18 protein-coding genes are annotated in these 24,631 nt (G+C 54.5%); 10 read left to right on the plus strand and 8 right to left on the minus strand.

What is annotated here, in order from left to right:
• Positions 1-4: 4 nt before the first annotated feature.
• The gene (locus tag IE090_RS12640; protein ID WP_189388750.1) at positions 5-1,408 is read right to left on the minus strand and encodes a sensor histidine kinase; all 1,404 of its coding nucleotides are present in this window, start codon (positions 1,406-1,408) and stop codon (positions 5-7) included.
• Positions 1,405-2,586 carry an FIST signal transduction protein gene (locus tag IE090_RS12645; RefSeq protein WP_189388751.1) on the minus strand — a complete coding sequence of 394 codons (1,182 nt, stop codon included), beginning with the start codon at positions 2,584-2,586 and terminating at the stop codon, positions 1,405-1,407. Before IE090_RS12645 ends, IE090_RS12640 begins: the two co-directional genes overlap by 4 nt.
• A gap of 127 nt (positions 2,587-2,713) precedes the next feature.
• Between IE090_RS12645 and IE090_RS12650 the strand changes: the two genes are divergently transcribed.
• The 3 genes from IE090_RS12650 (at position 2,714) to pbpC (ending at position 10,883) form a co-directional block, all read left to right on the plus strand.
• Positions 2,714-3,424, plus strand: coding sequence for a glutathione S-transferase family protein (locus tag IE090_RS12650; RefSeq protein ID WP_189388752.1), 711 nt, complete (start codon positions 2,714-2,716; stop codon positions 3,422-3,424).
• A gap of 92 nt (positions 3,425-3,516) precedes the next feature.
• Positions 3,517-8,595 carry an alpha-2-macroglobulin family protein gene (locus tag IE090_RS12655; protein WP_189388753.1) on the plus strand — a complete coding sequence of 1,693 codons (5,079 nt, stop codon included), beginning with the start codon at positions 3,517-3,519 and terminating at the stop codon, positions 8,593-8,595.
• Positions 8,595-10,883, plus strand: a complete 2,289-nt coding sequence (pbpC, locus tag IE090_RS12660) for a penicillin-binding protein 1C (RefSeq protein ID WP_189388754.1) — start codon at positions 8,595-8,597, stop codon at positions 10,881-10,883. The genes IE090_RS12655 and pbpC overlap by 1 nt, the downstream gene beginning before the upstream one ends.
• Here pbpC and IE090_RS12665 read toward each other — a convergent pair.
• Both IE090_RS12665 and IE090_RS12670 read right to left on the minus strand, forming a co-directional pair.
• Positions 10,880-11,167, minus strand: coding sequence for a hypothetical protein (locus IE090_RS12665; protein WP_189388755.1), 288 nt, complete (start codon positions 11,165-11,167; stop codon positions 10,880-10,882). The two genes, pbpC and IE090_RS12665, sit on opposite strands and share 4 nt — an antisense overlap.
• A gap of 2 nt (positions 11,168-11,169) precedes the next feature.
• On the minus strand, positions 11,170-12,168 hold the full coding sequence (locus IE090_RS12670; protein WP_189388756.1) for an LLM class flavin-dependent oxidoreductase: 999 nt from the start codon (positions 12,166-12,168) through the stop codon (positions 11,170-11,172).
• Between the two features lie 177 nt (positions 12,169-12,345).
• Here IE090_RS12670 and IE090_RS12675 point away from each other — a divergent pair, with 177 nt between their 5' ends.
• Both IE090_RS12675 and IE090_RS12680 read left to right on the plus strand, forming a co-directional pair.
• Positions 12,346-12,672 carry a hypothetical protein gene (locus IE090_RS12675; RefSeq protein ID WP_189388757.1) on the plus strand — a complete coding sequence of 109 codons (327 nt, stop codon included), beginning with the start codon at positions 12,346-12,348 and terminating at the stop codon, positions 12,670-12,672.
• Between the two features lie 69 nt (positions 12,673-12,741).
• Positions 12,742-14,124: a M17 family metallopeptidase gene (locus IE090_RS12680; RefSeq protein WP_229815756.1), complete on the plus strand. Its 1,383-nt coding sequence runs from the start codon at positions 12,742-12,744 to the stop codon at positions 14,122-14,124.
• A 180-nt stretch (positions 14,125-14,304) separates the two neighbouring features.
• Here the strand turns inward: IE090_RS12680 and IE090_RS12685 are convergent, their stop codons facing one another.
• The gene (locus tag IE090_RS12685; protein ID WP_189388758.1) at positions 14,305-15,285 is read right to left on the minus strand and encodes a hypothetical protein; all 981 of its coding nucleotides are present in this window, start codon (positions 15,283-15,285) and stop codon (positions 14,305-14,307) included.
• Between the two features lie 228 nt (positions 15,286-15,513).
• Positions 15,514-16,890 (minus strand): hypothetical protein, encoded by a 1,377-nt coding sequence (locus IE090_RS12690; RefSeq protein WP_189388759.1) that lies wholly within the window; start codon positions 16,888-16,890, stop codon positions 15,514-15,516.
• A gap of 664 nt (positions 16,891-17,554) precedes the next feature.
• Here IE090_RS12690 and IE090_RS12695 point away from each other — a divergent pair.
• The 3 genes from IE090_RS12695 (at position 17,555) to IE090_RS12705 (ending at position 20,509) form a co-directional block, all read left to right on the plus strand.
• Complete coding sequence (locus IE090_RS12695) at positions 17,555-17,755, plus strand: M17 family metallopeptidase (protein ID WP_229815757.1); 201 nt, start codon at positions 17,555-17,557, stop codon at positions 17,753-17,755.
• Positions 17,756-17,934: 179 nt separating this feature from the next.
• Complete coding sequence (locus IE090_RS12700; RefSeq protein ID WP_189388760.1) at positions 17,935-19,713, plus strand: SLC13 family permease; 1,779 nt, start codon at positions 17,935-17,937, stop codon at positions 19,711-19,713.
• 328 nt (positions 19,714-20,041) lie between these two features.
• Positions 20,042-20,509: a hypothetical protein gene (locus IE090_RS12705; protein ID WP_189388761.1), complete on the plus strand. Its 468-nt coding sequence runs from the start codon at positions 20,042-20,044 to the stop codon at positions 20,507-20,509.
• Positions 20,510-20,593: 84 nt separating this feature from the next.
• Here the strand turns inward: IE090_RS12705 and IE090_RS12710 are convergent, their stop codons facing one another.
• Together IE090_RS12710 and IE090_RS12715 are read right to left on the minus strand one after the other, a co-directional pair.
• A complete protein-coding gene (locus IE090_RS12710; protein ID WP_189388762.1) occupies positions 20,594-21,481 on the minus strand; it encodes a hypothetical protein in 888 nt (295 codons plus the stop codon).
• 21 nt (positions 21,482-21,502) lie between these two features.
• Complete coding sequence (locus IE090_RS12715; protein ID WP_189388763.1) at positions 21,503-22,408, minus strand: hypothetical protein; 906 nt, start codon at positions 22,406-22,408, stop codon at positions 21,503-21,505.
• A gap of 176 nt (positions 22,409-22,584) precedes the next feature.
• Here IE090_RS12715 and IE090_RS12720 point away from each other — a divergent pair, with 176 nt between their 5' ends.
• Complete coding sequence (locus IE090_RS12720; RefSeq protein ID WP_189388764.1) at positions 22,585-23,427, plus strand: hypothetical protein; 843 nt, start codon at positions 22,585-22,587, stop codon at positions 23,425-23,427.
• A 367-nt stretch (positions 23,428-23,794) separates the two neighbouring features.
• Positions 23,795-24,157 (plus strand): hypothetical protein, encoded by a 363-nt coding sequence (locus tag IE090_RS12725; protein WP_229815758.1) that lies wholly within the window; start codon positions 23,795-23,797, stop codon positions 24,155-24,157.
• Positions 24,158-24,631 lie beyond the last annotated feature (474 nt).

The raw sequence follows: 24,631 nt of genomic DNA on the forward strand, positions 1-24,631 counted from the left end.
CGCGTTAAACCGGCGGTGCCGACTCCGGCAGCCACAGGGTAAAACGCGTGCCCTCGCCCACCTGGCTGTCGACCTCGATCCAGCCGCCCATTTTTTCAATGATGGAATGACAAATCGCCAGCCCTAGCCCAGTGCCTTTGCCTTCTTCTTTGGTGGTGAAAAACGGATCGAAAATACGCTTTAAATCGTCGCTAGCGATGCCTTTGCCGGTGTCCGCCACCGACACATAGGCGAACCACCCTTGCGGCCATTGCTTGCGACCGCTGGCCACCGTGACGGTGCCTTGTTGCTCGATGGCGTGGCCAGCATTGACCAGTAAGTTGGTGAGTACCTGATTGAGCTGGCCACTGGAGCCTAACACCTGGCCAGTCGGTTGTAGTTGAACATTCACCGTGCAGTGGTATTTCAGCTCGTTGTTGACCATACGCAAGGTCGTCTGCACACACTGATGAATGTCGATAGGTTCAGATACGCTGTCGTCCTGGCGCGCAAAAGTACGCAGACCGTTAATGATGTCTTTGATGCGATTGAGGCCATCGCTGCACTCTTTGGCAACGTCCGCCAGTTCTTGGCAGCGCTCCAGATATTCCTCTTGCTGCAACTGCTCAAACAAACGCGATGCCGCGGTGGCGTTAGCGTCCGAGCCTTTCATCAATGGCGGCAATAGCAGCAACAGTTGCTGAGTGATGTCTTCACTGAGTTCAGAAAACTCCTGAATGTACTGCATGTTGCTGCTGATAAACCCCACCGGGTTGTTGATTTCGTGCGCGACACCTGCGGCCAGCGTGCCCAGCGAGACCATTTTTTCAGCATGCAAAAGGCTTTGCTCGGCGCGTTCTTTAGCGCGTTGTAACTCGTCGCTTTGCAACGCCTGCAGTTTGGCTTCAAAACTCAACCTTGCCTGACGAGTCAATCGGGTGTAACGCCGCAATATCTGCACATGATCCTGCAAATAAAAGCCGGGTTGCGGATGAATAAACACCAGCAGAGCTTCGCGATCCTGACTGCTAAAAGGCCCATATAACAAAGCACCGGTCTCATCACCAATGGCTTGTTGCCAGGCCGGCTGACGGCGAGCATTGACCACTGCCACCGGCTCACCCTCTAACGCTCGTTGTAATATTTGGTCCAATGGCCAGCGCTGATCGAGCCAGGCGTTATCCGTGGCAGCGACACAGCGCAAACTGTTATCTGCTTGCTTCTCCAGAATCAGGGCGTGCTGATAGTCGAGCAGGCTGGAAAACAAAGCAAAGATTTGCTCATACAGTTGCGCACTGTCGGCGGCTTCCAAAATGGCCTGCATGGCTTTCAACATCAACTCTGCTTCGCGCCGCCCAGCCTCGGCCTGCTGACGCAGGCGATTCTGCAGTTGCAAGGCTTCGCGCAGTTCTTCCTGGGTTTGAGTCATTGGCCAAATACCACGGCTGAAATCATTAAGTTACCATGCCGGCTTTGACCATCCACGAAGCAGCCTTGCTCGCCGAAGGTATAAAGCCCCATGATTGGGATGTCTGTACTGGCGGCCATATGCTGTGCCATGGCTTGAACCTGATCACCAATGGTCAACATGCAACCGGCGCAGTAGATCATCAGCGCGCCTGCCGGTTGCTGACCGCTGGGTAACAGGGCAATGGCGTTTTGCAATACGCGCTCGCCGCGCTGCACCAAGCCCTCGATACTGCCCGTCATTAGCTCTAAGGTTTCGCCTTGCTCTACTTCAGAAAAAAGCGACAAGCCGCCATCGTGGGTTACGGCATCTGGATGGCTGAGTAAAAACTCCTCAGTGCCAGCGCTGGCTGCAATGCGTCGCCCAAACGGATGTAAGGTGGTTAGCGACAACACATTACCGCCCTGTAGCTGTTGCTCAATACTGCCACCGGTTAATTGATTAAAGCGTTGCGCTGCGGCGATGCCGTCTAACTCTAACAATTGGCGCTGCTGCACTTGAGTAGCTTTAACCTGCTGACCGCTGGGCTGATAGCCCGAGCTGAACGACAGCCCGAGACCAGCAGAGGGAAAAAACACCGCTACCTGAATCAGCTGATGGCCACAGCAGTGCTGGTTAAACTGCTGCCACTGGCCAGAAACATCGTTATCAGCGCTGCTGCCTCCCAATACCGGCACATTCGGCCCGACGGTATCGGCAAAGCCTTGTAATATTTGTTCTTCCTCACCCGGAGGCAAGACGCACCACAACAGCGCTGGGCTTTCGCAGTCACGGCCAGACTGCTGCAACGCCATTTCCAGCGCTTGCTGGGCCGCGTGACGCGGGGCATCGCCCTGCTCGCAATAACCGACGCCGTAGCTGCCGTGGGCGTCTTGCAATGCCCATAGCACCAACCCAGCTTGAGCCTGGGTTTGAGGTTGAGCGTTTGTTCGCTGCTGAATTGCGAGTGCGCCGAGGCAAGACGAGCCCGCCATGATCGGGCAGTCCAGCGCGGCCAGTTGATGCTGCAATAACGCGCCATCGTGGTGGGTATTAAAACCAGCAATCACCAACTGCGGCTTAAACGTCAGCGCCTGCATCACATCGGCACACGCCAACACGGTATCGTCGAGGTCAGAGCTGACTGTCATAATGTTCATAGGCGACTCCGGAAGCATAATTAATTCCAGTGTAGACAGAGAGAGCGGGCAAAAACCGACCTATGGCCATCTGCTCGTTTGCCGGTACACTGCTGACACAATGACGGGTTAAAGGAAGCCTCCGGTCATGGCCGATATCTGTTTGTATCAATATCCGATTTCGCCGTTTTGCGACAAAGTACGGCGTGTTCTTAATGCCAAGCAGCTGGACTATCGCTGTGAAAATATCAGCCTGCTGGCAACCTTGCTGGGCCGGGTAAAACGCCTCAGCCCGGTGGGCAAGTTGCCGGTACTCGGTATCGATGGCCGCAGCATCCCCGATTCCACCACCATTATTGAAGAGCTGGAGCAGCTCTATCCGCGCATCAATGTCATGCCAGACGACCCTGCCGATCAGGCCTTGGTGCATTTCTTTGAGGATTGGGCCGATGAGAGCCTGTACTTTTTTGAAGTGCATTTACGCTTTGGCCTGCGCAGCAATGCCAGCTACTGGGCTGAGCAAGCCACGGCCGACGATCACCCCAAGCTGGCGCCCTTGCTGCGCCTGATTGTGCCCGGTGTCATTGCCAAAACGGCGCAAGTTCAAGGCACTGGACGCAAAAGCTGGCCCATGATCGAACAGGATTTACGTCGCCACTGTCAGGCACTGGCGGCTTGGCTCAGCGGTAAGCGCTGGCTGGTGGCGTATCAGCTGACCCTGGCCGATATCGCCGTCGCCAGCCAGATCAGTGCCATCGCTCATACTCCAGAAGGTCAGGCCATCGTTGGTCAGTTTCCGGAAATTCTGGCCTGGCTGGCGCGCGTCGACGAGGTCACCCTGATCCCCATCAGCAAATAACCACACAGACCCAGAGATCACTGGCCAGAGCCGCGGCCTTTGACCATAATTCGCAGCCTTACCCGCCCACCTTTTTGCTGCAAGGGATTGTTATGAAACCGTTATTGCTTTTGCTCAGCTGCTGGCTATTAGCCACCAGTGCGCACGCGGCCAGCTTTGACTGCCAGCAGGCCAGTCAGGCGATTGAACAGCGCATCTGTGCCAATGAGCGTATTTCGCTGCAAGATGAGCGCCTCAGTCAGCGCTATCAACAATTGCTGGCGCTCAGCCAGGACAGCGATGCGCTGCGCCAACAGCAGCGCCAATGGCTGCAACAGCGCAATCAATGCCAGACCGATGACTGCCTGCTGCAACAGTACCAGCAAAGGCTGCAGCAGCTGGACCAGCAATACCAGCGCCAGCGCTATCGCGATCAGCCCATGAGCGTCAGCTCGGTCAAAGAAGAAACTTGGAACAACGGCGCAGCGCTGGTCATTCGCACCACAGTGCCGGTCGATGCTGACAAAAACTGGCGGCGCTTTTTGCAGGTCAAACAAAACGGCGAGCCGCAACCTGCGGACCATTGGGTTTTGAGTGACGACGGCTTAAAGCTGATTTATCCGTTTGTTGAGCCCGCAACGAAGTACCACATCGAAATCAAGCCCGGCCTTAGCGCCATCAATAATGAGCGCATCGTGCGCCCCGGCGAGCATGATCTGACGACTCGTCGCACCCAGCCCAGCGCCGCCTTTAGTGGTGGCGGTCATGTGCTGTCGAGTGCCGTCCGCCAAGCGCTGCCGGTGACCACGCTGAACGTCGATGCCGTCGATATTCGCATTCATCGCCTCAATGACGAGCAGCTGGCACGTTGGAGCCGCTGGAGCTTTGACAACAGCGAGCGCTACTACCGTTTGGACGAGTTTGCCAAGCACAACCCTGAGGTGTTCGCTGGCCGTTTTGATATCGAGCACCAGCGCAATCAACGCACCACCCGCAATATCGACCTCAGCGATATCGACGCCTTGCAGCAGCCCGGCGCCTATTTGGCGGTGATGCAAATCGCCGGTCGTTACGAAAACAACTATCAGATCAACTTTTTCACCGTCAGTGATATCGGTGTACAGCTGCGCAAAAATGCCCAACAGCTGCGGGTGAATACCCATTCCATCGCCTCCGGCGAGGTGCTGACCGACGTGACGATTTCACTCTACAACGACCAAAAGCTGGTCGCCGAGCAGCCAGTGGACAAAAACGGTGAAGCGGTATTTGCCGATTATCACAGCGAAGGCCATACCCTGATCGCCCGCCGCGGCGAGCATATGACGGTGTTGCGCTACGATCGCCAAGCGTTGGATTTATCCGCCTACGACAACGCCGTCAGCCGCCACAGCGAGCTACAGGCGTTTGCCTGGTCACCGCGCGATTTGTACCGCCGGGGCGAGCGCTTGGAGTTTAACGCTTTACTGCGCGACGCCGATGGCCAAGCCGTCGATGCTCTGCCGCTGGAGGCCAAACTCATTGACCCCACCGGCAACCGGGTCGCCAAAACAACTTTGCAACGCCAAGATGCCGGCCACTATGAGTTTAACCACACGCTCAGCGACAGCGCCAAAACCGGCCCCTGGACACTGAATCTGGCCAGCAGCGCCAAACCCGATACTGTGCTCGCCAGTTATGAAGTTAAGGTAGAGGATTTCCAGCCTGAGCGACTCGAACTCAAACTGTTTGACGGCGATCATCAAGCCCGACGTATGACGGATGCCGGTGATGAGCTTTCGATTCCGGTCAACAGCCAATACCTGTACGGTGCGCCGGCGTCGGGCAACCGCGTCGATGGCTTTGTCATCGCCGAGTTAGACCGCAAACCACTGGCCGACTGGAGCAGCTATATTTTCGGCCTCGAAGGCGAAAGGATTTCACGCCGCCACCTAACACTGCAGCCCACCGATCTCGACAGCAACGGCGAAGCCAACCTCAAAGCCTCGCTGCAACACTGGAAAAACTTACGCTCACCGCTGGCGCTGATTGCTAACGTCAGCGTGTACGAAAGTGGCGGCCGCCCCATCACCCGCAAAGCCACCATTACTCATTGGGGCAGCGATGAATTGGTGGGCCTGGAGCCACAGTTTAAGCAACGCCCAGACAACCACAGCCTGGTGCGTTTTAAAGCCATTTTGGCCGATCGCAGCGGTGAGCTGCACTCAGGTGATGATTTCCAGCTGCGCTTAATTCGTGAAGACCGCAACTACTACTGGCGCTACTCCGATTCTGAGGGCTGGCGCTGGCGCTACGAGTCGCTGGAGTTCGTCGAGTACAGTCAAAATCTTGAGTTTAATGACGACGCGCCCATCGACCTTGCTCTGCCGGTGGAATACGGCGACTATCGCGTCGAGATTTATAACGACGACAACCAACTGGTAAACCGCTATCGCTTCCGCACCCGTTGGAGCGGCTGGCGCAGCTCCGGCGATAGCTTAAAACCCGACCAGGTACAGTTGGCGTTTGAACAGCAAAGCTATCAGCCCGGCGACACCGCTACCTTGCTGATGACTCCAGCTACCGATGGCTTGGCGCACATTACCGTCGAGAGTAACGACGGCGTATTGTGGCGCGGTCAGCGTGAGGTGAAGGCCAGCGGCGAGCGCATCGAGATTCCTACCCAATCGAGCTGGAAGCGTCACGATATATACGTCACCGCCACCGTCTTTACCCCGGGTGACATGAAGCACTCAGTGGCACCGAAACGCGCCTTTGGTTTTGCCCATTTGCCGCTGCGCCGCGCCGATGCCGGCCTGGATGTCAGCCTGCAGGTTAAAGACAAGATCACACCGCGCCAGCCGACCAAGGTCACCGTGAATCTGGCCGACGCCGAGCAACATGACGACGTGTGGGTGCGCATTGCCGCCGTCGATGTCGGTGTGCTCAACATTACTCGCTTTAATACGCCAGACCCGCTGGGGTATTTGTTTGGCCCGCGCCGCTATGACTATCAGCTGTTCGATGTGTACGACCGCATCATTGAAAACGCCGGTTTTGATTACGCCGCCCAGCGCTTTGGCGGTGGCCTGGTGCAATCGGAAGCCGAACTGGTACGCGGCGGTGAAGAGCCGAAAAACGAAGTCAAAATCATCGCCTGGCAAACCGAGCCCGTGCGCCTTAGCGACGCTCAGACTGAGATCGAGCTGGATATTCCCGACTTTAATGGCCGCTTGCGGTTGATGGCCGTCGCTTGGGACGAACACAGCGTTGGCAGCGCCGAAGCACAAACCACCGTCGCCGATCCTCTGGTGATGCAATTATCGCGGCCGCGCTTTTTAGCGCTGGGCGATCAATCGCAGCTGAGCTTGGATGTGGCCAACTTGTCTGGCCAAAGCCAAACCGTTGACGTCACCTTCAGCGTTGGCGGCATGCTCAAGTCGCAAAGCTGGAGCCGCCAGCTCAAACTCAGTGACGAGCAACGCGAGGTACTCACCTTTCCGGTGCTGGCACAAGAATTAGGACGCGGCACCATCGAAGCCAGCCTCAGCGCCAACGACGGCGAGCAAACCCTGAAACTGGAGCAGCAATGGGCCTTGCACAGCCGCGCCGCCTACCCGGCGTTAACTGAGCGCCGCCAAACCGTGCTAGAGCCGGGCCAAAGCTGGGATAACGACCTCACGGTGGAGGGCATGATCGCCAGCACAGTGCAGGCTCAACTGACGCTGGACAGCAGCCCTCCCATCGATACCCGTGGTCACTTTGATTCACTGTTGCGCTACCCCTATGGCTGCACCGAGCAAACGACGAGTAGCGGTTACCCTTGGGCATTGGTAACACCGGATGCCGCCCGACGCTTTGAGCTCAGCAAGATGTTAGAGCAACGCTTTAACGAGCCTTACACCGACGGTCTGCGCCGCCAGCAACTGGAGCGTGCGATTAAACGTCTGCAACCTCGTCAGACCAGCAGCGGCGGCTTTAGCCTGTGGTCCAATGGCGATGCGCGTAATTGGCTCAGCGTGTACGTCGGCGATTTCCTAACCGACGCACGCGAGGCTGGCGCCACCATTCCCGGCGGCATGCTGGAAGATCTGCAAAAGCATTTGCAGCGGTATTTACGCAGCGAAACGCCGCTGTATTCCTACCGTGGCGACCAGCACTATGGCTTGGCGACACGCGCCTATGCCGCCTACGTGCTGGCGCGCTCCAACAAGGCCTCGCTGGCGAACTTGCGCCGCTTGCAACAGGAAATGGAAGCCGAGGCCAAGGAGTTGAAATCCGGCCTGCCGTGGGCGCACCTGGCCCGCGCCATGCAGTTAAGTGGCGATGCCAACGCTGCAGCCAGCTTATTCGAGCGCGCCAAAACCATCAGCTATGAGCCGGGTTATTACGGCGATTACGGCAGCGTCGTACGTGACCAGGCACTGACCTTTGCCCTGCTGGCGGCTGGTGGCTTTGATACCGCCGAGCCGTTATTGGCACTGTTCGATGAAGTGCAAAAACGTCGTTGGCTGAGCACGCAGGAGCGCAATGCCTTGTTCCGCGCCTCACTGGCGTTAGATGAAAATGACCAGCCCCTGCGTAGCCTGATTCAACTCAGCGACATGGAGCAAAACATCGAACAGGATAAGGCCTTCCGCAGCTTATTGGATGCCGATCAAGTGAGTCGCTTGCAGCGTGTAACCGCCCAGGATCAGCGTCAGTACCTCACCTTGGAGATGATCGCCCATCCGGCAGTTGCGCCAGAGCCAACCCAGCGCGGCATGGCGATTGAGCGCCGCTACTACAACCTAGATGGCGATATCATCACGCCAGAGCGCTTGGCCACCGGTGAGCTGGTGGTGGTAGAGCTGGAAGTCTCCACGCAAGATCACTATGTGCGCGATGGCCTAGTGGTGGATTTGCTGCCCGCCGGGCTGGAGCTGGAGAATCAGAACCTCGCCAATGCCAGTGTCGATTTGAGCAAGTTGATGATTCGTGACCAACCGCTGGATGGCTGGCAGCAACGCGCTCGGGTCGAGCATGTCGAGTTCCGCGATGATCGCTTTGTCGCCGCTCTACCAATCGACAACTATGGCCGCCGCTATCTCTATTATCTGGCGCGAGCGGTGACACCAGGCAAGTATTCGGTGCCCACGCCGTTTGTTGAAGATATGTATCGCCCGTATCAACACGGCATTGGCGCAACCCTGCCTGAGCTGGTGATTACGCCCTAATGCGACGGCGGCTCACCTGGGCGCTGCTAGCGCTGCTGGCGGTGCCGCCACTCGTGTTGTTGCTGATCGACTGGCTGGCGCCGGTCGATTTGCAGCCGCGTGCCGGTGCCACCCTGGTGGTCGATCATCAAGGCGAGCCGCTGCGGCGCTTTGCCGATGAACGCGGCGTATGGCGCTACCCCACCACCATCGAGCAGGTGTCAGACAACTACCTGCAAGCCCTGCTGACCTATGAAGATCGCTGGTTTTACCAACACCCGGGCGTCAATCCATTGGCCTTGGTGCGCGCAGCCGGGCAGTTTTTGCGCCACGGTGAAATCATCTCAGGTGGCTCCACCTTAACCATGCAAGTGGCGCGCTTGCGCTACCCACAACAGCGCGGCTTATGGGGCAAGTTGGTGCAAATGGTGCGCGCCGTGCAAATCGATTGGCACTTCAGTAAGCGCGACATTTTAACCTATTACCTCAATCACGCGCCTTTTGGTGGCCCCATCGAAGGTGTCGAAACCGCCAGCCGACACTACTTTGGCCACAGTGCACGCTGGCTCACCGATGCCCAAGCGGCGCTGCTGGCTGGGTTGCCGCAAGCACCAAGCTGGTATCACCCACGCCGCCACCCTGAACGTGCCTTGCAACAGCGCAACAAGGTATTACAGCGACTGGCAACATTCGGGCAGTTGACCAACGAACAGCTGCAACAAGCCCTACAAGAGCCGATCAGCCTGGCCGAAGTGTCGACGCCGTTAAAGGCACCGATACTGGCGCGACGCTTGCGTCAAAGTTACCCACAGCAAGGCCGCATTCAAACTTATATCGACGCTGAGCTGCAGCATGCTCTGGCCAGTTTGGCCAGCGAAGCCCGCCAGCGTCTGCCGGCCGGGGCGTCGGTGGCGATACTGGTAGTCGAGCATGGCAGCGGTGCCGTTAAAGCGTATGTTGGTTCCGCCAAGTTTGGTGACCGCAGCCGCTTTGGCCATGTAGACATGGTCAGTGCCCTGCGCTCGCCCGGCTCGACGCTAAAGCCGTTTATTTATGCCCTGGCCATGGATAAAGGCCTAATCCACAGTGACAGCCTGCTGATGGACGTGCCGCTGCCCTTTGGTGATTACCGCCCAGAGAACTTTTTGCACGGTTTCAGCGGCCCGGTGAGCGTGCGCCATGCTCTGCAACGCTCATTAAATATTCCAGCTGTACAGGTGTTAGAGCAGCTCGGCCCCGCCAGCTTTTATGCCGACCTGCACACCGCCGGCACGGAGTTACAACTGCCCGTGGGCGCCGGCCCCAGCTTGGCGTTAGCTTTGGGCGGCGTTGCCACGTCACTGCAAGAGCTGGTACAGCTGTATACGGCACTGGGCAACGGTGGGCAGGTGCTGCCGCTGCGTTTGAGTGATGCCGATACCAACCTTCATCGGCCAAGACCATTGCTCAGCCCAGCCAGTGCCTGGATCACTCGGCAACTGTTACTGGATCGCCAGCAACCGGGGCTGGCGGTGAAAACCGGCACCAGCTCTGGCCTGCAAGATACTTGGGCGGTGGCCTCGACGGTCAGCCATACCTTGGGGGTGTGGGTTGGCCAGCCGGACAACGCCAATATGAGTGGCCACCACGGCAGTGCCACTGCCTTACCGCTGCTGCGCGCCGCCGCACGATTATTGCCACGCAGTGAGCAGCGCTGGCATGACAAACCGGATAACGTCAGTCGGCAAACGATTTGCTGGCCCAGCGGCCAGCAACGAGCGGCCGAGTTGTGTGATGAAGCCTTGGATGCCTGGCTGATCGATGGCCAGCAGCCGCGCAGCTGGCATCATACCCGCACCCTCACCAGCCAAGACAACCGCAGTGAGCGCACGCTCAGAGTGGCCAGCGACAGCGGTCTGCGCCTTGGCCTTGGCTGTGAGCTGCCTGCGCGCAGCAAAACCGTGGCGATCTGGCCAGCACCGCTGCAGCCGTGGCTGCCACCTGACTGGCAGACCAAAAACCGCATTGCGGCCATTGATCCACGCTGTCAGCGCCAGCAGGCCTTGTTGCAAGCGGAGCCGTTGCGCATCACGGGGCTTGCCGACGGCAGTCATATACGCCGTCACGCCAGTACACAGCAGCAGCCGACGCTGCGTGTGCGGGCCGTCGGCGGCCAGCCGGATTGGTATTGGTTTTTAAATGGACGCTTGTTAGACGAGCGCGGTCAAACGCTGACCCTGCCTTTGCCAAGCGCCGGACGCTATCAAATCAGCGTCAGCGACCAAGCCGGCAGCAGTGATCAAATCAGTTTTGTGGTGGAGGCGAGTTAGCGCCTGTCGCGTAGCCGATCAGACAAACTCGCAAATAATTTTGAAGCCAACCGCACCGCCAGCCAACTGCTGGCGTAAGACAGTGCCAGCAGCACTAACCAAAACAGTGGCGCCGGGCGTAAATATTGCGGGACAAAGTCGGCCCCGCCTATGTCGCAAGCAAACCAGTGATCCGCCACAACACCGTCAGCATCCAAGCAGGAATCAGCACTGGCCAACCCCAGCAACAGCAGGCCAACAACGGCAAACACCAGACTCTGCAAGGCCATTCGCAGCACGCTCATACTCACCCAGACACTAATTCAGCGGCCAAATCTAACGCCTGTAAGCGAAGCTGTTCATCATAAATATCATTGGTGAACATCAGCTCATCCACCGGCATTTGCGCCAGCAAGCTCTCGAGTTTGGAGCGCGCACTTACAGGCCCTCCAACGACGGATAACGCCAGAAAATCCTGCACCTGCGCCTGCTGCATCACGCTCCAGTGTTCATCCATATTGTCGACTGGCGGCGGTAAATACAGTGGCTGGCCTTGCATCAAGGCCAATACCCGCTGCTGGGAGCTGGTGGCCAAATAGCGCGCCTGTGCATCGTCCTCGGCCAATACCAGCGGCAAACACAAGATGGCGTACGGTTCTGCCAGCGAGGACGATGGCTGGAAGTGAGAGCGATACAGCTCCAACGCCTGCTGCGCCAAGCGCGGTGCGAAGTGCCCGGCAAAGGCGTAAGGCAAGCCGCGCTCGGCGGCGAGCTGGGCGCTAAACATGCTCGAACCAAGCAACCACATTGCCACTTGGCTGTTGGCTCCAGGGTAGGCCTTCACGCGTTTTTTGGTTTGCTCTGGGCCGAGCAAGGCTTGCAGCTCGGCAACTTCTTCGGGAAAGCGTTCAGCACGCATATCATCACGACGCAATGCACGGCTGGTAATAGGGTCGGTGCCCGGTGCGCGCCCCAAACCCAGATCGATGCGGCCCGGATACAAGGCATCTAGGGTGCCAAACTGCTCGGCCACCACCAGCGGTGGGTGATTGGGCAACATAATGCCACCCGAGCCAATGAGAATATTGTGTGTATGCGCTGCCAACTGGCCAATCAACACCGCGGTGGCACTGGAGGCAATGCCCTCCATGTTGTGATGCTCGGCCAGCCAGAAACGTTTAAAGCTCAACTCATCGGCGCGTTGGGCGTAGCGTTGCAACCTTTGCAAAGTCGCAGGGATGTCCATGCCCGTAGGCACAGAAGCCAGATCCAACAGAGAAATAGGAAGATTTGCCAAGCTTGCCATAATGTCGTCACGAGCCGAAAAATTGGCTGCACAGGGTGCCATAAGCATCACGGTCGCGGCAGGCATACCTGAAGAACAAAGCGTTGCGCTTTACCCTGGCCTTGCCCGCCAAAGGGTGTGCCAGCGCAGCGCATCCGATACACTGTGCGCCGTTGTTATCACCTGCTCCGGAGTCCCATGAAAAACCTGATTTTGCCAGCCCTATTGTTGCTACTCAGCGGCTGCAGCTCCATGACTTACATCGAAACCCAACCCTACGCTGACCAGCTCAGCCAGCGCTGTCTGCAACAGCAAGACCAAGCCGACGAGGATGTGCAAGAACAATGCGAAGAAGAAGCCGAGCATGACGCCCGCATAGCCGAGCGCATTTATGAGCTACGTGCTGCCAAAGACTTAGAGAGCTGCCGCGCAGAGCACCAAGATGAGCAAGCCATCGACCAGTGCTTTCAACAGGCACAAAAAGCCTTTTACGACCTGTACTTTTCCACTAGTCGCGAGCACTAGCGCGATTCGGCACGCTGGGTATGAATATCGTATGATGACGCGGTTTTCACGCTAGTAGGAATACCCAACGTGCTTAATTTTGAATATCGCCCCATTGACGTTGTGTGCGTCAGTGATGCCAACCCGCAAACCTGTGTGCTGGAATGGCGCGCACAAAGTCAGTTGACCGCTCTGCAAGGCAACCAACGCGATCGCTGCAGCCACCTCAGTGATGGCCACAGCTGGACCTTCGTTAAACGCAAAGATGCTGCTAATGCCTTCGAGCGCCTGACCCAAGCCCGCAAAGCCATCCAGGGCAGCTGGCACCACAGCGATACCACCCTCACCTTAATTGCCGACGATGCTGAAGGCCTGGACGCTCTGCTCAGCGCTGCCTTGGCAAACACTTATCAACTACCAACGCACAAGCGTGAAGCCGACCCGCAGCCGCAAATCAGCCGCATCGAATTGGTAGGCGAGCTAAGCAGCTCATTAATTCAGCAGCGCCAGGCCGAAGCCGAAGGCAATGCATTAACGCGCTTTTTAGCCACCCGCCCAGTCAGCGACGTTAACCCCACCAGCTATCGTGAATGGCTGCTGGAGTGGGCGCCGCAACAGGGCATCGAAGTCATCGTGCACGATTACGCCAGCTTAGAGAAAATGGGCGCAGGCGCTTTTTGTGCCGTCGCACGCGGCGCCGATGACGGCGAAGCCAGCATTGTTGAGCTGCGCTACTCAGGCCAACCTGAGAGCGAGCAACATACTGCTCTGGTGGGCAAAGGCGTCTGCATGGACACCGGCGGCTACAACCTGAAAACCGGCGGCTATATGTTTGGCATGCACGGCGATATGACCGGCAGTGCCGTGGTGGTGGGCACACTGCTCAGCGCTGTGCGCCAACAGCAAGCCATTAACCTGCGCGGCTGGCTGGCGCTGGTGAATAACCATATTGGCCCCAAGGCCTACCACGCCAACGAAATTGTTACCGCGCTCAATGGCACCAGCATTGAAATTGTCGATACCGATGCCGAAGGCCGCATGGTATTGGCCGATACCTTAACGTTAGCCAGCCGCGAAAAGCCGCAACAGGTGATTGATTACGCCACCTTAACCGGCACCTGCGTATCGGCATTGGGCACCCGCACTTCAGGTGCCTTTACCAATCAAGATGAGTGGACCCAGGCCATTATCGACACCGGCCGAATCTCTGGTGAACGCGTATGGCCCATGCCATTAGATAAAGACTACGACGACGACATCGACAGTGATATCGCCGACGTGCAGCAATGCAACCCAGGCCGTGCCCCGGACCATATTAATGCTGCCCGTTTTTTAAGCCGCTTTATCGAACACGATACGCCTTGGCTGCACATTGATTTATCTGCCGCCGAGCATAAAGGCGGTTTGGCACATGTTGCTACCGAGCAAACCGGCTTTGGCGTGCGCTTTACCCAAGCGTGGCTGCAGCGTTGATGGCCTGACTGCTTAATCAAAACCGGCCTTGAGGGGTCGGTTTTGATGGTGCAGGACCGAGTCGGCTCTCAACAGATCATCGAACTCCAAAGTTGATTCGTCGCTCTAGCCAAAGGCAGCAAAATCGAGCTGGAGTTGTCAGGCGCATTCCTAGCTTGGCTACGCAATACTGGCAGTAATTTATTTTTCTTCTGCCGTTATAAACTCAGAAAAAACACCTTTCACATCAAATACGGCAATTTCTATTTGATATTGGTCAGCTGGAGCATCGAGCTCAAGATAGTGTTGGTTCACAGAGGCATCAAAAACCTTATAGTTGTAGACTCCGCCAGCTAAAAGGCGATAACGAACCTCAAAACCGCCTATGTCCCCTGCAGTCATCAGCTTGCCATCCACGTATTCAACCGGAGCTGACCAGTAAAGATTCACCCCAGAGACAGGATTACTACTATCGGAGTTATCGCCGCCGCTTGAGCTGTCGTCACTACCTGAGTTGTCGTCGCTACCTGAGTTGTCGTCGCTACCTGAGCTGTCGCCGCTACCTGAGCTGTCGCCGCTACCTGAGCTGTCGTCGCTACCTGAATTGTCGCCGCTACCTGAGTTGTCGTCACTACCTGAGTTGTCGTCACTACCTGAGTTGTCGTCGCTACCTGAGTTGTCGTCGCTCCCTGAGCTGTCGTCGCTACCTGAGTTGTCGTCACTACCTGAGTTGTCGTCACTACCTGAGTTGTCGTCGCTCCCTGAGTTGTTGTCGCTACCTGAGCTGTCGTCACTACCTGAGCTGTCGTCACTACCTGAGCTGTCGCCGCTACCTGAGCTGTCGTCGCTACCTGAGTTGTCGTCACTACCTGAGTTATCGTCGCTACCTGAGTTATCGTCGCTACCTGAGTTGTCGTCGCTACCTGAGTTGTCGTCACTACCTGAGCTGTCGTCACTACCTGAGTTGTCGTCACTACCTGAGTTATCGTCGCTACCTGAGCTGTCGTCACTACCTGAGCTGTCGTCGCTACCTGAGCTGTCATCACTGACGGAGCCATTTCCGTCGCCCTGGTCGCCTACGGGTGTTTGGGCTCGACCATCACCATCTCCACCGCCACAGGCTGATAGCGCCATCGTTGAAAAAATAATCATACAAACCAGTGATAGCCGTTTTTTCGACACAATTTTCTCCTCATCTGTATTTCCAAAAATAACTACTTGGGTACAGAGTGATAACTAGTTAAAAGCCTTTAGACAAAGAAGCATGACTACCATCACGAAGTATTGGTCAGCCATGCTCCAAGTATTAACTGAATCATGAGCCTGTCACTTTTTTAAAAGGTTCAAAAAATACTCAAGCTAGGTCATTCACAGCTTAGTTTGGGTTGCGACTGCTCTCAGTAACTCGTTTTATTCAATCTGTTTAATATGCAATATGGGTGGTTTAGGCCGATTAATCAGCAGCTCATAGACCAAAACTATCGGGGTCGGTTCATAATGGTTGGTGAGAGGATCAGCATGCCCAAGGACAATATAAAGCCGATTGTTTTTTTCGTCATAGTCGGCTGAAGCAATCAGTGCAGGTTGGCCGTTGCCATCAAGATCCTCAAATGGCAATGCCAGCTTTCCATATTCATAAGGCATCGCATCATGTTCCTCGGTTAAGCCATTTTTGTGATCAATCATATCCTGAACATCAAACAGCCAGATATAATTATCCCAGTCTGTAGCATCATACGGATATTCGCCTGAGCTAGGCTGAGGCCCACCATTGATTGGGAATATCTTATATGCAAGACCTTTCCTTACTCCTCCTATACGTCCCAATGTCAAGTAAGTTTTACTACCAGGAATGATGGTTCCATAAGAGGCACGAGACACTTCAGTCCAAAGGTCGTTCTCGAGTACGCACTCCTGCTTCCAATTATAATTAGCGGGTGTGTCGTGATCGATTTTCCATGATGGACAGTTAGGATCAGTAAATCTATGGCCACCCGAATAGTTCCAGTTATTAGCATTTGGTAGTTGCCACCAAAGTCTTTTGTTTAGGGGGTAGCGCTGCAGTTTAGTGGTCTGAACCACTCCACCCGGTGCTACATTCAATAAATTCGACTTATTAAAACTATAAGCACTTGGGCCAAGAGACCACCTTGAGTTAATTGAGGCAAAACGTGCACTACCGGTTAGATAGTCTCCGCCCAAGTCCGATCGCAAGTTGATAGGTATGGGAGATAGCCAGCCTGCTGCAAACATATTGCCTTCAATATTAAAATAACCTGTCACCTCGCTGGTCTTAAGGTTATAGGGATCATGAACTATAACCATATTATCAACATCCTTGATATGTGAAGCATCGTACGGATCATATACCGTCATCACTAGCTTCCCATCTATCAAACTTATTGGCCCCACATCTCTAATGTCGTTATCCTCGGTCTGGTGACTGACTCTACTTTTCCAGTCAACAAACTCCTGAACAGGTGCACCAGTAAAGGCTAAATCTTCTATCTTCTTTGAGTTGACAATCTCAGGTATTTTAAATTCAGCGATCGTTGAAAATGGTCTTCCTACCATAAAAAAAGTATTCGTGTCAGAGCTGACGGCTATACGTGATTTTGAAAATCCTGTACGGCCAACTCCATTGTTAGTGGTACTTACACGGAAAGCACCAACATATTGCAAATCCGACTTTTTCAACAGAACTGGCTCGGAGGAAAAGCTGTAACAAGAGCTCAGTAAAAAGCCCAAGAAGGTCAGCCATGGAAATTTTTTAAATTTTATCATCATTGTGACTTCTGTCTCGTTTATACCTTTTGACCAACATCTATAACACTTTAACCATACTTCCCTAGGGCACCTCTGAATAATTCGGTGCTCGCTCTGGATCGCCAGAGGGCTTCAGATCAAGAAGCCGGTTTGCCGCTCTAGCAAGGCTACAGCAAAAAACGGTGCCATAGAGCTGGAGTTCTCTGGCGCTCCCCGTAGGGCGCGGGCCGCAGGCCTTCATAACATTGTTAGCGATGTTGAAAAGGACTGGCCATTTTCTGCCATCACCGCCTTGTTCTGAAAGCTTGCTGCACTCGCGCTGGGCTGTGCAGAATTATTCAGAGGTGTCCTAGCTCTATTGCTGGGTGCTATTTTGACCCGACTACGAAGTTCATGGATAGGCTAAAATTAAACTATTTTTCCTGACCTAACACAGTGGGAACAGAAAAAATAGCTAGCCCCTTTTCGTTACAATGTCAGAATCAATACAACGTAAGAATACAAACTGATCAAAGCACAAACAGAAAACATGTAATGCTAACCAGTTCACTATTTTGGTTGGGATACCTCTGAATTATTCGGTGCCTTCTCTAGGTCACCAGAGGGCTCTGGGTAACGCAGCCGAATTGTTACCGTACTCAATCGCACCAGCATTGAAATTGTCGATACCGATGCCGAAGGCCGCATGGTATTGGCCGATACCTTAACGTTAGCCAGCCGCGAAAAGCCGCAACAGGTGATTGATTACGCCACCTTAACCGGCACCTGCGTATCGGCATTGGGTACGCGCACCTCCGGTGCCTTTACCAATCAAGATGAGTGGACCCAGGCCATTATCGACACAGGCCGAATCTCGGGTGAGCGCGTGTGGTCTATGTGTAATTAAAACGGTGATTGTCAACGTCGAACTTCAACATCTGCATTCCTTTTTTCGGGCTGTTGCTGCCAAGAGAGAAGACCTTGCTCTGCTTATATCGCAAGCGTATCAAACTATAAATTTTGATTCTTACTGCTTCTAAGCGGAATCCCCTACCATATCTACTTTTGCGTTGAGTGAGAACCTGAATGGACTGGCAAGGCTGGTTTGCTCTGGCATTAGCGGTGGGCGCGGTGGTCACCCTGAGCCTAACGCGGATTGCCCCGCATATGGTGATGATGGCGGTGCTGACGCTGCTGAGTGCCAGTGGCATCCTGACGGCCGAGCAGGCGTTAGCCGGGTTCGCTAACAGCGGCTTGATCACAGTGGCGGCGATGTTTGTGGTGGCGGCAGGCATTCATGGCTCCGGTGGTATCGACTTGCTGGTAAACAAGCTGTTGGGCCACCCTCGCTCTGTGCGCTCTGCTTACAGTCGGTTGTTTGCGCCTGTGTTGCTGCTGAGCGGCTTGCTCAATAACACGCCGGTGGTGGCGACCATGATCCCTGCTATTCATGCTTGGTGCCGCAAGATTCGCATCGCGCCGTCCAAATTGATGATTCCCCTCAGTTACACCGCCATTTTGGGCGGTAGCCTGACGCTGGTTGGCACCAGCACCAATTTGGTGGTGAATGGTCAGTACCAGCAGCTCACCGGCGATGATGGCTTTGCGTTATTCTCCATTACCTTAATTGGCGCGCCGGTGGCTGTGCTCGGCATGGCGTTTATTTGGTGGTGGTTTCCGCGCTGGCTGCCCGATCGGGGCGAGCAGCAAGCCTTCGGTAATTTGCGCGAATTTACCTTAGAAGTCACCGTCGACCCCCACGGTCCACTGGTTGGTAAAACCGTGGCCCAAGCTGGTTTGCGCCATTTAGAGCGCGTGTATTTGGCCGAAGTGGAGCGCCAAGGCGGTACTTTGGTGACGGCGGTGCCCTCGGAGGAAGTGCTGCAAGCGGGCGATCGCTTGGTATTTGCTGGCGATACCCAAGCCATTTCTGATTTGCTGCGCATTAATGGCATTTTGCCCTCGCCCGAAAATGGCCATTCGGCCACACTAAACCGTTACCGCGCCGAGCGCCGCTTGGTAGAAGCCGTGGTATCGCCACATTGTGCCGCCTTGGGTAAAAATATTCGTGATGCGAAGTTTCGTGAGCGCTATGGTGCCGTTGTACTGGCTGTGGCCAGAAACGGCGAGCGCGTCACCGGTAACTTGGGCAATATTCGCCTCAAAGCCGGTGATACCTTATTGCTGGAAGCCCGCCCAGCATTTGTTACCCGCCAGCGCTACAACAAAGATTTTTTATTGGTCAACGACCTTAACGCCGAAGCACCGCGCCATGAACGCGCGTATTTATCCTGGGGTATTTTACTTGTAGCCGTTGGCTTGGCCGCCGTGGGTGTGCTGTCGATGCTAAATGCCGCATTAATTGCGGCAGGGCTGATGATTTTTACCGGCTGCTGCAGCGTTAATCAGGCCGAGCGCAGCTTGGATTTAACCGTGCTGATTACCATTGCCGCTTCTTTTGCCTTGGGTACGGCACTGCAGCAAACCGGCGTGGCCGAGCTGCTGGCCCATGGCATTATTGATGTAAGCGGCGCCACGCCTTGGTTGATGCTGATTCTAACTTACATTGCAGTGTCGCTATTAACCGAGACCATCACCAACAATGCCTCCGCCGTGCTGATGTTGCCCATCGTGTTAGAAATGACCGACCAAGCAGGCTTGGCACATGAGCCGTTTGTGTTCGCCATTATGATGGCCGCCTCCGCCAGCTTCGCCACGCCGTTGGGTTATCAAACTAACTTAATGGTCTACGGCCCGGGCGGTTATCGCTTTGCCGATTTTTTAAAGGTCGGTGTTCCGATGAACCTGTTTATTGCTACCGTGACCTTGAGTTTATTGATGCTGTTTTGGCCACTGACGCGGTAAGGCACCTCCAGGTAACTCGGTGCCTGCTCTGGATCGCCAGAGGGCTTCAGATTACGAAGGCGGTTTGCCGCTCTAGCAAGTGGCAACACCGAGCTGGAGCTCTATGGCATTCCCCGCTGGGCGTGGGCGACAGGCGTCCATAACATCGTTGGCGATGTTGAAAAGGGCTGGTCATTAACTGCCATCACCGCCTTGTTCTGAACGCCTGCTGCATTCGCACAGAGCTGTGCAGAATTATTCAGAGGTGCCTAAAAATATCGGTATTGCCTTTTACCTGTTAACATAAGTCAGCAACAGCGTTACATCACTTAATAGCAAGGATCTGCCCATGTCTGAAGAGTTTTCTTTTTCGGTCTCTTTCAAGATGCCAACCCCGGAGCATATGGAAGCGTTTTCTGAAGTTTTAGAGCATTTAGAGCTGTACGAAGAAGACGAGGCCGAAGCCATTTTGCAGCAACATCAACTGGAAGCGGCACAGGCGCTTATCCCTGCACTCACCTCACCACATTCCAGTTATCATCAACAGAGTCGGCTGGTCAAGATGTATATCGACACCTACGAAGACAGCCATTGCGATGCCAGTTTCAAGGTCACTGGCGGAGGTAAAAAAGGCAAAATAAAACTGGAAGGATCTGACCACGATGCCGACGATGTCTGTGCTGCCCTGGTGCTTTTGTTAATTGCCATGGAAGCCCAATCAATCCAAGCGATGGGTGGCAGCGACTTTTGGACAGTCGAATATCACAGCAGCGCTGACGGGCATGTCAGCGCCACCTTTACAAGCGAGGGCAGTTAACGCCTGTCTAAGCAGCCTCTGATAGCTCTGCGCACTCGCGCAGAGCCGTACAGCATTATTTAGAGGCGCCCTCCTTAACAGGCCCTATAACTCCCAAGGGTTTTCAAGCTCGACCTTACCTGCTTTAACCGCCTGCCACATCTCCGAAAAATCAGCAATAAACGGTCGCTCATCTAGCATGGCACGCATTTTCAACAAAAAACGTGTGCGTGGGCTATCGCCCTCACGGTCGATATCAAAGTGATGAATGCGCCACAGTGCTTTCAGCACGATTTCTTGTTGCGTTGATTTGCCTGCAAAGTAGTCTTCCTGATGGGCGCTTACGCTCTGATACCACCACTCTAGGGGCTTATCGTACTGGTACAACATATCGTTATTGATGGGCCGCATGTTTGCTATGCGCAGCCATCTACTCATGACATTCGTCGAACTAAACAAGTCGGCTTGTGGAAACTGAAATACCATTTGACTACCAAGATCACAAGGCCGTGCCAACGGGTATTCGCGTTGTTGCCAGTTACCCATCATAATCTCAAACAGCAGTTCGTTATGGCCGTCGGTTTGTATCACATGGGATTCACTTTCTTCTGAGTGCTCGCAACACGCATCGATCGTTGCTATATGAATCAAGGTACTGAACCCTTGAGCAACATCGAGATACTTGACTTTATCGGAGGCCATATATTGGTCATATAAGGTTTGCAGCAGCTCTGGCTGCCAGGAGGGGTGCAACCATAAAAACATAAACAAATCGACATGGCGCCCCATATCCCCCCAGTCTGCCATTTTCTCCCAGTCTGGCAGCTTGCCTTTTAAATAGTATTGTTTGATCGCGGTTAGGCCCTTTTTCGATTTATGCCAAGCGCACATGCGCTCGATCACGGGCCAGTGGGCTTTGCGCTCGGCCTGCCAAGCTTTATCGTCGAGGTGCCAATGCGATGTGTCGATGTCTGGAAAGTTATAGTCAGTCATTCTGTGTTTTCATCCTTACACTTATTCTACAGCGCCATACTGCGACTCTACGGCTTGCTCAAACGCTTTGCCGGTGGCCAGCGACAACTCTGCCGGGCTCAGCTCAATAAGCTGCTTGGCCAGCAACGTATTTAAAGCATCAGCATCGGCCGCCCAGACGATCGCCGTTTGATCCCCCATGGGCAGAAGCACGAAGCGATATTGGCTATCTTGGTCAACGGCGATTTGATTCAGCAAGGTGAGCACCGCCTCCAAGTCGTACCAGTCGCCCAAGTTGCGTGCCTGTTGCTGGTAGGTTTTACCGTTAACCTTGGCTTCAAGTTGATAAGGTACGTCGTAGGAGGCATCCGACCCAGGCGGGGTTTCGCTAAACTCCGTTGCGGCTAAATCTGTTGTAGCGACAATGCTGTCCATCAAGTAGTGGTGCTGATTGGGGTAAACGCCGGTTTCGGCATCAAACCAATAATGATTACCCAGCTCGCGCAGGTAATCCGAGGCGGTGATGGCGGTGTCTAGTCTGCTGTATTCATCGGGTGAGTTAGGCAGTAACGCCAGCTCACGCAAGTATGATTCTAAGCTGCCAGGCTCAGGGAAGAGCGTCAGCGCCGCAATGACGGTTTTCAGCTCTGAACCAGGACGCGAAACAATGTGCCACTGACTGAGTGTACGCGCATCTTGCACCGCCTTAGCGCGATCGGTTTGCGCCAATTGGTATAAACAATGCTCCACATCAAACAGCTGAGCACCGTGCGCCAGGCTGCGCTGCCAGCCTACGCAACGGCCTTCCGCGGGAGGGTCGTTAGGCAAGTCAGCGTAAGGGTCTTGCGCCTGTTTTTGCTTAGCGACTTGCTGTTTGTACCAGTCCGAGTCGGTGCAGCCAGTCATCAGCAGCGTCATAATCAGCAGGAATCGCCTTAGTTCCATCATGGTCGTATCCGTGTTGTTAAAGCCAAGCGGTGCCTTGTTGCAAACACCTGGGTTGCAGACACTGGGGTTGCCCTCAGTACAGTTCTGACATTTTTACCGCGGCCCAGTATGCCATGCTCTATTCTATGTCCAACACGGTTTAACGCGATAACCCGCATCAAGCTATAGGTATCATCATGCCCATTAAACTCTGGCTGTGCTTATTGCTTTTGTTACCAATGGCGACACACGCACAGCTGGAAGTTCGCATCAGTGATAGCCGCAAGAGCAATATCTATATGGATGCATTGGTCTGGTTGCTGGATAAATCTGGCAAGGAATACCAACTCATTCATACTGACCATCCAACATCTACCCAGCAGCGCAAAGTCATTATGCTGCGAAAGAAAGAAATCGATGTCATGTATGCCGGCCACACGGCTGCTTTAGAGCAACAGTTGACCGCCATTCGCATTCCCATCACACGGGGCTTAATCGGCCATCGCTTACTGGTGGTGAACGCTCAGGCCCTGCCGCGTTATCAGGGCATCAAAACACTGGCTGCCCTGCAACAGAACCCAGCCTTATTAGGGTTTGGCTGGCCAGAAGTGGCGCTCTTTAGCGCCAATCACATTCCCGTTTATGAGCGCATTTACGATGAAATATTTGCTGCCGTCAATAATGGTCATCGCGGATTTTTTGCTCGGGGTGTGCTGGAGGTTTATGGTGAGCTGGCGGATCGGCCAGCCATGAATAACCTGAGGGTGGAGCCGAACATACTGCTGCGCTACCCATCCGCGGTGTTCTTTTTTGTTCATCCAGACAACCTCGAATTACAACAAGCGTTAAAGGAAGGTTTTAATAAAGGCTATGCAGATGGCAGCTATGTTCAGTTTCTCTATTCACACCCGCTCGTGCGCCAAGCACAACAGCAATACCAGTTGGACCAACGCCAAATGATCGAGCTGAATAATGATGCATTCGCTAGCATCTACCACAGCATTCCGCAAAAGTACTGGCACACTGGCGAGTTTTATTGATCGGACAGAAGGATAACGTTATAGCTTGCCTTTGACGCCGCACTGACCCTACTCTCAAGTCTCACGACTTTGTAGCAGAGAATTAATGCTAAAAACTTTGGGCACCTCTGAATAATTCTGCACAGCTCTGCGCGAGTGCGTCAGGCTTTCAGAACAAGGCGGTGATGGCAGGAAATGGCCAGTCCTTTTCAACATCGCCAACGAAGTTATGGAGGCCTGCCGCCTGCGCCCTACGGGGAACGCCAGAGAACTCCAGTTCGGTGGCGCCGATTTTTGCTGTAGCCTTGCTAGAGCGGCAAACCGGCTTCGTGATCTGAAGCCCTCTGGCGATCCAGAGCAAGCACCGAATTATTCAGAGGTGCCCTTGTTGTTGTGTTTACTGCTCGCAGTGGCAGGCTGTACTTCTGTTCCCCTTGCGACCATGGCCAAGCTCAGCACCTTTGACTGGCAAGATTTTAATGCGCTGAGTGCGGATGAAATTCAGGTAAAAATCACTGTGCCGCAAGGCTTTGAGCTAAACATAGAGCACAGCTGGCTTGGGTTTGAGCTGTCATCACAGCACAGTGAGCATCAAGGGCGATTTAATCTGCAGCAGGTAAGCACTGCTGCGTCCACTATGGATAGAGGCTTTTTTGCTGATGATCAGGAAGTTAGCGTTTACACACTGCAGCTGCACCCAGATTCGCATGGCGACTTTTCCGCATTGCAGGGCTATTTAGGGCACCTCTGAATAATTCTGCACAGCTCTGCGCGAGTGCAGCAGGCGTTCAGAACAAGGCGGTGATGGCAGGAAATGGCTAGCCCTTTTCAACATCGCCAACGACGTTATGGAGGCCTGCCGCCCGCGCCTTGCGGGGAGCGTCAGAGAACTCCAGCTCGGTGTCGCCGATTTTTGCTGTAGCCTTGCTAGAGCGGCAAACCGGCTTCGTGATCTGAAGCCCTCTGGCGACCCAGAGCGGGCACCGAATTATTCAGAGGTGCCCTCGGGCAGCATCGAGCGCATAACGTCGCCATTCGAGTAGTGCCTAAGTTGCAATCATTTCCAGCGACAGAACGCTTTGTGACCGTCTGGATTGATGTTCAACTTTCTCAGCAAGACGGTTTTTTTACTCTGGTTGATGGCGCACAATTGGCTCTGAGCCGGTTAAAAGTGAGCCAGGATTAACCGCAAACAAGCTACACACCTACACAGCTGGCGCTTTTG

The organism is Bacterioplanes sanyensis (assembly GCF_014652515.1).
Lineage (GTDB): Bacteria > Pseudomonadota > Gammaproteobacteria > Pseudomonadales > Oceanobacteraceae > Bacterioplanes > Bacterioplanes sanyensis.